This window comes from Micromonospora eburnea (assembly GCF_900090225.1).
In the GTDB taxonomy this organism is placed as follows: Bacteria; Actinomycetota; Actinomycetes; order Mycobacteriales; family Micromonosporaceae; genus Micromonospora; species Micromonospora eburnea.
In genome coordinates, this window is record NZ_FMHY01000002.1 from 6544669 (window position 1) to 6555319 (window position 10651).

Below are 10651 nucleotides of genomic sequence, written 5' to 3' on the forward strand. Positions count from 1 at the left end.
AGTGTCCCCCAGCACCCCGGGGTCCGGCGCACCGGTAATCAGATCGGTGCCGGCCGGCCCAGCGGTAGGCTCGACAGCCTCATGAGCGCCACATTGATCGCCAAGGACCTCACCGCCGGCCACGGTGACCGGCTGCTCTTCGCCGACCTGGACCTGGTCGTCGCCCCCGGCGACGTGGTCGGGCTGGTCGGGGTGAACGGCGCCGGCAAGTCGACGCTGCTGCGTACGCTCGCCGGGCTACAGCCGCGGGAGCAGGGCTCGGTGGCTCTGAACCCGCCCACCGCCACCGTCGGCTACCTGCCCCAGGAGCCGGAGCGCCGGCCGGGCGAGTCGGTTCGGGGCTTCCTGGCCCGGCGTACCGGGGTGGCGGCGGCGCAGGCCGCGCTGGACGCCGCCACCGAGGCGCTCACCGCCGGGGCCGCAGGCGCCGACGACGCGTACGCCGTCGCGCTGGAGCGCTGGCTCGACCTCGGCGGCGCGGATCTGGACGAGCGCGCCGAGCAGGTGGCCGCCGAGCTGGGCCTGGGCGTCGACCTGGAACATCCGATGACCGGGCTCTCCGGCGGGCAGGCGGCCCGGGCCGGGCTGGCCTCGCTGCTGCTCAGCCGGTACGACGTCTTCCTGCTCGACGAGCCCACCAACGATCTTGACCTGGCCGGGCTGGACCGGCTGGAACGGTTCGTCACCGGGCTGCGCGCCGGAACCGTGCTGGTCAGCCACGATCGTGAGTTCCTCACCCGCACCGTGACCCGGGTGCTGGAGCTGGACCTGCACCAGCGACAGGTCCGGCACTACGGCGGCGGCTACGCGGCCTACCTGGAGGAGCGGGAGGTGGCCCGCCGGCACGCCCGCGAGGAGTACGAGGAGTACGCCGACACCCGGGCCGAGCTGGAGGCACGGGCCCGGATGCAGCGCGCCTGGATGGAGAAGGGCGTGAAGAACGCCCGGCGCAAGGCCACCGACAACGACAAGATCGGCCGCAAGTTCCGGACCGAGTCCACCGAGAAGCAGGCGGCGAAGGCCAAGCAGACCGCGCGGCTGATCGAGCGGCTGGAGGTGGTCGAGGAGCCCCGCAAGGAGTGGGAGCTGCGGATGGAGATCGCCGCCGCGCCCCGCGCCGGCGCGGTGGTGGCCTCGCTGCGGGGCGGCGTCGTACGCCGGGGCGGCTTCACCCTCGGCCCGGTGGATCTCCAGATCGACTGGGGCGACCGGGTGGCGATCACCGGGGCGAACGGCTCCGGCAAGTCCACCCTGCTCGCCGCGCTGCTGGGCCGACTGCCGCTGGACGAGGGCCACGCCGCGCTCGGCCCGGGGGTGGTGGTGGGCGAGGTCGACCAGGCCCGGGGGCTCTTCCTCGGCGACCGGCCCCTGCTGGACGCCTTCGGCGCCGCCGTGCCGGAGCTGAGCCCGGCGGACGTGCGGACGCTGCTGGCCAAGTTCGGCCTGCGCGCCGACCACGTGCTGCGGCCGGCGGCGACCCTCTCCCCCGGCGAGCGGACCCGGGCCGCGCTGGCCCTGCTCCAGGGGCGCGGGGTGAATCTGCTGGTGCTGGACGAGCCGACCAACCACCTGGATCTGCCGGCGATCGAGCAGCTGGAGTCGGCCCTGGCCACGTACCAGGGCACGCTGCTGCTGGTGACCCACGACCGGCGGATGCTGGAGGCGGTGAGCGTCAACCGACGGCTGCGGGTGGACGCCGGACGGATCGCCGAGGACTGAACCGTGCCGACCCGGTCGCACCGGGTGACAATGACCCCATGCTCAAGTGGGAGTACGCGCTGCTGGTCCGCCGCCGCCAGGCGGCCACCACCGAGGCCGGGTGGGAGATCGTCTTCAGCTGGTACGGCCCGGACGGCTCGATGGTCGACGTCACGCCGTTCGGCGACACCGCGCTGGCCCATCTGAACCGGGCCGGTGACCAGGGATGGGAGCTGGTCGCGATGAGCGAGGACCCGTCGCTGCCCGGCAACAACGAACTGCACCGGTACCACCTCAAGCGACCCAAGGCGCCCGCGCCGCCCCGGCAGCGGATGCGTGGCACCGGACGGACCGCCCGGCGGACGATCGCGGGCTGAGCGGATCACCGGGAGCAGGCATACCGGGCGGGGATCCGGGTATCGCGCGGCCCGGAGGTGGCGCATGGTCACGATGGGGCAGTCCCCACCCTCGGCGGAGCGGCTGCGTACGGTCGACGGGTTCCTCACCGAGGCATGGGCCGATCTGGCCCGGTACGACGAGCGGCTGCGTCCGCTGGCCGTCGAGGTGCGCTTCGACCGGGGTGTGGCCCACCTCAGCGGCGAGGTCGCCGACCCGAGCGAACTGCGGCTGGTCCGGGACCTGGTGGGCCGCCTCGCCGGGGTGCTCGGGGTCTGGTGCCGGGTGGCCGTCGCCGGCCGGGCACCGGTGGTGGTGGACCTGGGCTGCGGGGCGACCAAGCAGTGGCCGGGCAACCTCGGGCTGGACATCTACCCGGCACCCGGGGTGGACGCGGTCGCCGACCTGTCCGGCTCGCTGCCGCTCGCCGACGACTCGGTGGACGTGTTCTTCGCGGTGCACATCCTGGAGCACCTGATCGACTTCCTGCCGCTGGTCGACGAGTGCCACCGGGTGCTCCGGCCGGGGGGCGTGCTGCACGTGATGAGCCCCTGGTGGCGGCACGTGAACGCGGTGGCCGACCCGACCCACGTACGGCTGCTGGACGTGCAGACCGTCAAGGGCATCTGCGGTCAGCGCCCGCCCGGCACCCCGCGCTGGTATCCACTGCACGTCGGCTGCGACGGCGCATCGATCTTCGCCGACCTCACCCCGCTCGCCCCTGACGCCCCGCCGCCACCCGCCTCCCACCTGGCCCGCTTCTTCGACTGAGGCTGTCCGGTACCCGACGGTACATGCACATCGATCCACAAAGTAACGCATAGGCGATCTACGATCGCGCCATGTTTCGTACCGTTCGTCGGGCTCTCGCTGTCGCCCTGACCGCGACCCTCGCCGCCACTCTCACCGCCACCGTCCTGACCCCCGCCGCGCCGGCCGCCGCCGCCGTCACCAGCGGCGCCGTCTTCAACAATCCCACCGTCGCCAGCCAGCAGTACGCGATCATCGACCACCTGCGGGGTCTGATCCAGAACGCCGCCGCGGGTTCGACCATCCGGGTCGCGATGTACCACTTCACCCTCACCCGGATGTCGAACGATTTGATCGCCGCGCACGATCGCGGCGTCAACGTCCAGCTCGTACTGGACAGCGAGTCCCGGAGCTACCCGGCGGTCGTCGACCTCGTCAACAAGCTGGGCACCAGCCGGGCCAACCCTTCCTGGGTCACCATCTGCACGACCGGCCGGGCCTGCATCGGCAACCTGAACACGCCGATCATGCACAACAAGTTCTTCCTCTTCTCCAACACGTCCGGCTCGACGAACGTGCTGGTGCAGAGTTCCGCGAACTGGACCAACGACAACGCGGAGAAGTACTGGAACAACGCGGTGACGCTGGTCGGGAACACCGCCGTCTACAACGCGTACGTCGCCTACTTCAACGACCTGGCGGCGCAGGTGAAGAACAACGACTACTACCGGACCACGTCCAGCGGCAACGCCAAGTCGTACTTCTTCCCGCGGGCCGGGTCGGGCGCCAGCACCGACACGATCTACAACATGCTCGACGAGAACGTCACCTGCGAGGGCAACACCTCGGTCGGCACCGCGACCGGGCGCACCATGATCCGGATCGGGATGTGGTATTTCAGCCGCAACGCCATCGCCAGCAAGCTACGCGAACTGGCCGACCGGAAGTGCTGGGTCGAGGTCGTCTACACCGAGATGGACTCGGACGTGCGGAGCATCCTCGGCGGGCACGACCGGATCAAGCTCTACCGGATCAGCGGCACCAACATCGTCCACTCCAAGTACATGTTGATCGAGGGGACGTACGCCGGCCTGCGGGACACCAAGTGGGTGATGACCGGCAGCCACAACTACTCCAACGCGGCGCTGCGGGAGAACGACGAGGCACTGCTGCGGATCCAGTCGGCGGCCATCCACGACCAGTACCGGTCGAACTTCTGGGCGCTGCGCGCCGCAGGCGTACCGCAGAGCTGATCCGCCGGGGCCGGTGAGGGACGGGCTGGGGCGCTCTCGCGGAGGGCGCCCCTCCGGCTTTCGGCCCCACCTGCACATTGATCCACCCGAAGGTCTTGCGCGGCACGGGGATTGATGAAAGTTTCCTACCTACGGCGGATGTCCCACGGCGAATCTTGCCGGATGCGCCGGGGTGTCCGCCGCCACCCGACACCCCCGGGACCCAACGAAGGGACCGCACCGCATGAAGGCAACTCGGCTCAGCGCCGCCGGGCTGGCCGTGGCGCTGCTCGGCGCACTCACCGCCGGCACCCCCGCGCGCGCCGCGGACACCGACAGCACCACCGGATCCTCGACCACCTGCGCCATCGACCCGGCCACCCCCAAGCGGCAGTTCCGGGCCATGTGGATCGCATCGGTGACCAACATCGACTGGCCCAGCAAGGCGTCCCAGACCGCCCCGGACCAGGTAGCCAAGCAGAAGTCCGAATACCTGGGCTGGCTCGACCTGGCTCAGCGGCTCAACCACAACGCCGTCGTGGTCCAGGTCCGCCCGACCGCCGACGCGTTCTGGCCGTCGCCGTACGAGCCGTGGTCGGAGTACCTGACCGGGGTACGCGGCCAGGACCCGGGCTGGGACCCGCTGGCCTTCCTCGTCGAGGAGTCGCACAAGCGGAACCTGGAGTTCCACGCCTGGTTCAACCCGTACCGGGTCTCGATGCCGGCCCCGGGCGCGGGCGCGGACCTGGCGAAGCTCGCGCCGAACCACCCGGCCCGGCAGCACCCGGACTGGGTGTTCGCGTACCCGCCGGCCGGGGTGGCCGGCAGCCGGCTCTACTACAACCCCGGCATCCCGGAGGTCCGCGAGTTCGTCGAGACCGCGATGATGGACGCGGTCAACCGGTACGACGTCGACGGCGTGCACTTCGACGACTACTTCTACCCGTACCCGAGCGGCACCTACCAGGTGCCGGACGACGCCGCGTTCGCCCAGTACAACCGGGGCTTCACCGACCGGGCCGACTGGCGGCGGGACAACATCAACCTGCTGATGCAGGAGATGAACGCCAAGATCAAGGCGGTCAAGCCGTGGGTGAAGTTCGGGGCCAGCCCGTTCGGCATCTGGCGGAACAAGTCGGCCGACCCGGCCGGCTCGGACACCACCGGCTCGCAGTCGTACGACATCATCTCCGCCGACACCCGTAAGTGGATCAAGGAGGGGTGGATCGACTACGTGGTGCCGCAGCTCTACTGGTACATCGGCCAGTACCCGGCGGCCGACTACGGCCGGCTGGTGCCCTGGTGGGCCGAGCAGGTGCGTGGCACCGACGTCCAGCTCTACATCGGCCAGGCCGACTACAAGAGCGGTGACCCGGCGTACGGGGCGGACTGGATGGACCCGCGCGAACTGTCGGACCACCTGACGCTCAACCGGTCCTACCCGGAGGTGCTCGGCAACGTGCACTTCTCCGCGGTGCAGGTGCGGGAGAACCGACTTGGCGCCACCGACATCTACGCCGCCGAGCACTACTCCCGCCCGGCGCTGGTGCCGGCCATGTCCCAGCTCCCGGCCAAGCCGCTCCAGCACCCGGTGATCACCGGAGTCGACCGGGCGGACGACGGCGTACGGCTGACCTGGCACCAGCCGGCCAACGGCAAGGGTCCGTTCGGCACCGCCACCTCGTACGCGATCTACCGGTTCGACGGCGCCGGCCAGGTCGACGGGTGTGCCCTCGCCGACGCGTCCCACCTGGTCGCCAACGTGCGCGGCACCGACGGCGACGTGCAGTCCTGGGTGGACACCGACGCCCAGGCCGGGCAGGCGTACACCTACTACGTGACCGCCCTCGACCGGGTCTGGAACGAGAGCCCGGCCAGCCCGGCGCGCTTCGTACGCTGATCCGGATGCGGGCCGCGGCGCCCGGGGCTCACCACGAGCCCCGGGCGCCGCGGTCGTTCAGGCGGCGCCGGCCTTGCTGAGCCGCACCTCCAGCCCGACCAGGCCCTCCGGCTCGACCTCGGCGCCACCGAAGGCGCTCTCGGCGGCGAGCCGGGCGAACACGTCGGCGGTGACCGCCCGACGGCGCAGCCACCCCAGCACCGACCGGGTCCAGAAGGCGTCCAGGCCACGGATGCCCATCCGGGCCACCTCCCGCTCGATGTTCGCCCGGGAGACGTCGGCCCGCAGGTCCTGGATCACGGCCCGGCCGCCCGGGCGGAGCACCCGGTGCATCTCGTCCAGCGCCCGCACCGGGCGGGTGAAGTTCTTGAACGCCGCCTGGCAGACCACCAGGTCGAACGAGTCCGCCCCGAAGGGCAGCTCGTGCACGTCACCCTGGCGGAAGGTCACCGCCACGCCGGCCCGCCGGGCCGCCTCGCCCGCCAGCTCCACGAACGTATGGCTGACGTCCAGCCCGGTGACCCGGTACGCCCCGAGCCGGGCCAGTTCGATGGCCAGATAGCCCGGGCCGGGTGCCACCTCCAGCACCGCCGCGTCGGCGGGCAACCCCTCGGCCAGCCGGGCGGCCTGGCGGCGGTACTCGGCCAGTTGGTTGGCCGAGGCGCGGTTGCGGGCGTACCAGCGAGCGGTCGCCCCCTCCATCTCGGGCACCAGCTTGCGCTTGGGCGCCCTCAGGTCCTTGGTCGTCACTTTCTCTCCTCCGGTCTCGGATCGGTCGCACGAACCGTCCCGGGACCGGGAGCCCAGCTATCGTTGCGGTTGCCACCTTGCGGCCGGGTGCCCGTTCCCGCGGTCTCGGTTCGAGGTCAGGGCCCCGGCGGCGGTGTTCCCGCACCCCGCCGGGGTCCGTCGTCACTGCTGCTCGGTCCCCCTCTCCGCCAGCTCCGCCCACTCGGGCGGCATCGCGCCGGTCTCGTGCCAGGCCCGCCACTCGGCCAGGCCGGGCAGCGAGCCGGTGGTCAGCTCGTCGAGCAGACCGCGCACCCAGTCCGCCTCGGCTGCCTGGACGGCCAGGTCGTACTCGACCTCGATGAGGAAGATCCGGGGCACCTCGCGGGCGGTCCGCGCCAGCGCGGCGCGCTGCTCGGCGAGCTGGGCCTCCAGCCGGTCGAGGCGCTGCCGCAGCAACTCCGTCACCTCGTCGGGCGGGAGGATGCCCAGCACGGACAGCCCGGCCTTGAACCGGGGGTGCTCCCGCTCCGGGACCGCGACCAGCTCGCGGGTCCAGTCCGCCAGCTCCTCCCGGCCCGCATCGGTGATCCGGTAGACGGTCCGTTCCGGCCGTCGCCCCTGCCGGCCGCTCTCCACCGCGGCCAGCAGACCGTGCCGGGTCAGGTTCGCCACCACCGTGTAGAGCGAACCCCACTTGATCGGCATGTCCTGGTCCTTGCCGTGTTCCCGGAGCACGGCGGCCATCTCGTACGGATGCATGGGTCGCTGCACGAGCGCCGAGAGCACGGCGAGGGCCAGCAGGTTGCCGACCCGGCGTCGCTTGGCCATCGCCACCCTCCTCGGGCCCGATTACTCGCACACGAGTATATGGGCCGCACCCCGCCGCCCACCAGGGAAGAACCCGGGACGTCGCATTGGTCTGTTTCGACGCATGTCATCGGCCGGGGTGCACGTCCGCGTGCCCCCCGGCTCAACTCGCGCCGAACCGGTGGGAACCGGGGCTGGTGAAACGCGGCGAGTCGACGGCTAGGTCCGGGTGCTCGACGCCTGGGCCGCGCCGAACAGCCGAGCCGCGGTCACCCCTTCCCCGCCGAGCGCGCAACGGACCGCGATCGCGTTCACCGTGTCGCAGGCCCGGCCCAGGTAGCCGTGGTTCATCCGGGAGCGCAGCGCCACCAGCAGATGCTCGTGCGCGGCAACCAGGCCGCCCCGGGCCAGCGCCACCATGCCGATCAGCATGTCCAACGAGCAGCGGCCCCGCTCGACCGGGCGGGCCGCCTCGAAAAGGACCAACACCTGCGGCAGGGCCGGACGACCGGGGAGCGGAGCCCGCCGGAGGTCAGCAGCCGCAGGCGCCGCCGCAGCAGCCGCCGGCCGGGGCGGACGCCGCGCCGCCCGGGCCGGTGCCACCGCGACCGGTGACCGCGACGGTGGAGAGCAGCTTCACGGTGTCGACGTGTCCCTGGGGGCAGGACGCCGGCTGGCCGGCCTCGGCCATCGGCCGGTTGACCTCGAAGGTGTCGCCGCAGGCGCGGCAGCGGAACTCGTACCGGGGCATGCCACAAGCGTACGGCCGGGCCGGACACCACGACAGACATGGGTGATACTCGACGGGTGGTGGACGGCGAGGAGCGATCCATGATTCTGCCCCTGCGACGGGCTGTGCCACCCGACGGCGTCGCCGGACCGGTGCCGGTGCCCCGGCCGGCCACCGAGCCCACCCCGGCCGGCGGTGCCGCGACCGCCCCCGAGCCGGCCGCGACCACTTCGGATCCAACCCCGCCCGCCTCCGCCGAGAAGCCGACGAAGGCCACCACCGCCCCGGAGCCGAAGGAACCCGCCGCCGACGCGGACCCGAAGGACGCCACCGCCAGCGCGGACCCGAAGGAGGCCACCGCCGGGGCGGGGCCGGCGGAGGGCGGCTCGACTGCCGGTCGGCGGCGGATGCCGTCGCCCCGACGGCTCACCGTCGGCGCGGCCCGGGCCACCCGGGCCTGGTCCCGCCGCCCCAGCGGGCGGACCACCCTCGGTGGGCTCTTCCTGCTCGCCCTGGTCGCGGCCACCGTGGCGGCCGGCGCACTACTGGTGCCGGCGGTCGTCGGCAAGCCACGATCCTCGGCCGGCGACGCCACCGCGACCGGGCCGGCCGGCGGGGTGCCCGCAGAGGGCGCGATGCCCGGAGCGACCCCCACCGGTGTGCCCGGGGCGACCGACCTGTGGACCGGGACGCCACCGCCGGACGCCGGGCAGCCGACCGGGCCGGTCGTGGGGCCGATCGGCCGCCCGGCCGACGCGCTGGCCGAATGGGCGGCGCAGGTCAGCAGCAGGACCGACATCCCGGTCGTCGCCGCGCAGGCGTACGGCTACGCCGAGCTGGTGCTCCGCGAGACGCACCGGAGCTGCCAGCTCAGCTGGACCACGCTGGCCGCGATCGGGTATGTCGAGTCCCGGCACGGGTCGGCCAACGGCGCCACCCTGCGGCCGGACGGTATCGCCACGCCGGAGATCCGCGGCGACCCGCTGGACGGGCAGGGCGGCCGCTCCCGGATCCTCGACACCGACAGGGGCCAACTCGACGGCGACACCGTCTACGACCGGGCGATCGGGCCGATGCAGTTCATCCCGAGCACCTGGCAGGAGATCGGCGCGGACGCCGACAACGACGGAGCCAAAAATCCCCACAGCATCAACGACGCGGCCCTGGCCGCCGGACAGTACCTCTGCAAGAACGGCCGGAACCTGACCATTCCCGGCGACTGGTGGGGAGCCATCCTCTCCTACAACGACGTACGCCGGTACGCCCAGGCGGTCTTCGACAAGGCGGACGAGTACGGGCGACTGAGCGGTACGTGACGTGACCGGACGCGCACATTCGAGCGCTGAACCCTTCCCCCGGGCAGCCGTTGCCGGCAAGCTAGACGGGTGATGGTGCGCGAGTGGGATCCTCGTAACGCCTCGTCCGCCGAGATCACGTCGCTGCTGGACGCGCTGAACGCCGTTCTGGCGGCCGACCTGCCCCAGGATCCATCCTGGCGGGAGGGCTCGCTGCGGGAATACCTCTCCGAGGTGATGCCCGGTGAGCGACGGATCTCCTGGATCGCCCGGGCCGAGCGGGCCACGGACGACGCCTCGGGGCCGATTCTGGGGCACGTCAACGTGCTGCTCCTCGGCGGGATCGGGGTGCTGGAGGTGCTGGTGCACCCGGCGGCCCGACGCACCGGCCTCGGCCGCGAGCTGGTCCGGGTGGCCGCCCGCCGGGTCTGGGACGAGGGCTTCCAGTCGATCGGGGTGGAGGTGGTTGGCGACACCCCGGCCGTCGGGTTCTACGAGTCACTCGGCTTCGCCCGCGAATACGTCGAGATGCGCAGCGTGCTCGACCTCAACGCGGTGGCCTGGCCGGCGCTGGCCGAGATGGCCACCGGCGTCGGCACCGGATACCACCTGGAGTTCTGCCCCGGGGGCCCGCCGGACGAGCTGATCGAGGCGTACGCGCGGGCCAAGGCCGAGGTACGCGACGTCGACGACGGCGAGCTGCGCCCCAGCTCCTACGACCCGGAGCGGCTGCGGGCCAGCCTGGACACGCTGCACCGGCGGGGCATGAAGCCGTACATCGTGCTGGCTCTGCACGAGCAGACCGGTGAGGTGGCCGGGCTGACCGAGGTGGTGGTGCCGGCGCAGCATCCCACCCGCGCCGACCAGTACGACACCATCGTCGTACGCGACCATCGCGGGTACGGCATCGACCGGGCGATCAAGGCGCGGATGCTGCTGGAGCTGCGCTCGGCCGAGCCTGAGCTGGTTGAGGTGCAGACCTGGAACGCGCAGGCCAACGAGGCGATGTTGAAGGTCAACGCGGAGCTGGGCTACCGCGCCGACCGGGAGTGGTGCGAATACAGCGTCGACGTCGCCGAGCTGGTCCACCGCCTCGACGCCCACCGATGAC

General features: G+C 72.1%; 10 protein-coding genes and 1 pseudogene. 7 read left to right on the forward strand and 4 right to left on the reverse strand.

Features of this window, described 5'->3' with window-relative positions; genetic code table 11:
* Positions 1-81: 81 nt before the first annotated feature.
* The 5 genes from GA0070604_RS28530 (at position 82) to GA0070604_RS28550 (ending at position 5976) form a co-directional block, all read left to right on the forward strand.
* On the forward strand, positions 82-1719 hold the full coding sequence (locus GA0070604_RS28530; RefSeq protein ID WP_091125420.1) for an ABC-F family ATP-binding cassette domain-containing protein: 1638 nt from the start codon (positions 82-84) through the stop codon (positions 1717-1719).
* 38 nt (positions 1720-1757) lie between these two features.
* Positions 1758-2075: a hypothetical protein gene (locus GA0070604_RS28535; RefSeq protein ID WP_091125424.1), complete on the forward strand. Its 318-nt coding sequence runs from the start codon at positions 1758-1760 to the stop codon at positions 2073-2075.
* 64 nt (positions 2076-2139) lie between these two features.
* Positions 2140-2865 carry a methyltransferase domain-containing protein gene (locus GA0070604_RS28540; protein WP_091125427.1) on the forward strand — a complete coding sequence of 242 codons (726 nt, stop codon included), beginning with the start codon at positions 2140-2142 and terminating at the stop codon, positions 2863-2865.
* 71 nt (positions 2866-2936) lie between these two features.
* Positions 2937-4097 carry a phospholipase D-like domain-containing protein gene (locus GA0070604_RS28545; protein WP_091125430.1) on the forward strand — a complete coding sequence of 387 codons (1161 nt, stop codon included), beginning with the start codon at positions 2937-2939 and terminating at the stop codon, positions 4095-4097.
* Positions 4098-4320: 223 nt separating this feature from the next.
* Positions 4321-5976, forward strand: coding sequence for a glycoside hydrolase family 10-like protein (locus GA0070604_RS28550; protein ID WP_091125432.1), 1656 nt, complete (start codon positions 4321-4323; stop codon positions 5974-5976).
* 57 nt (positions 5977-6033) lie between these two features.
* Here the strand turns inward: GA0070604_RS28550 and GA0070604_RS28555 are convergent, their stop codons facing one another.
* From GA0070604_RS28555 to GA0070604_RS28570, 4 genes and pseudogenes are all read right to left on the reverse strand, one after another.
* Entirely contained in the window at positions 6034-6726 is a 693-nt protein-coding gene (locus tag GA0070604_RS28555) for a class I SAM-dependent methyltransferase (RefSeq protein ID WP_244162108.1), read from the reverse strand.
* 162 nt (positions 6727-6888) lie between these two features.
* Positions 6889-7536 carry a PadR family transcriptional regulator gene (locus tag GA0070604_RS28560; RefSeq protein ID WP_091125437.1) on the reverse strand — a complete coding sequence of 216 codons (648 nt, stop codon included), beginning with the start codon at positions 7534-7536 and terminating at the stop codon, positions 6889-6891.
* A gap of 216 nt (positions 7537-7752) precedes the next feature.
* Positions 7753-7989 (reverse strand): annotated as a pseudogene (locus GA0070604_RS28565) (hypothetical protein); the annotation flags it as partial.
* A gap of 58 nt (positions 7990-8047) precedes the next feature.
* Entirely contained in the window at positions 8048-8266 is a 219-nt protein-coding gene (locus tag GA0070604_RS28570; RefSeq protein ID WP_091125441.1) for an FmdB family zinc ribbon protein, read from the reverse strand.
* A gap of 56 nt (positions 8267-8322) precedes the next feature.
* Between GA0070604_RS28570 and GA0070604_RS28575 the strand changes: the two genes are divergently transcribed.
* Both GA0070604_RS28575 and GA0070604_RS28580 read left to right on the forward strand, forming a co-directional pair.
* The gene (locus GA0070604_RS28575; RefSeq protein ID WP_377593218.1) at positions 8323-9561 is read left to right on the forward strand and encodes a lytic transglycosylase domain-containing protein; all 1239 of its coding nucleotides are present in this window, start codon (positions 8323-8325) and stop codon (positions 9559-9561) included.
* Positions 9562-9633: 72 nt separating this feature from the next.
* The gene (locus GA0070604_RS28580; RefSeq protein WP_091125448.1) at positions 9634-10650 is read left to right on the forward strand and encodes a GNAT family N-acetyltransferase; all 1017 of its coding nucleotides are present in this window, start codon (positions 9634-9636) and stop codon (positions 10648-10650) included.
* Position 10651 lies beyond the last annotated feature (1 nt).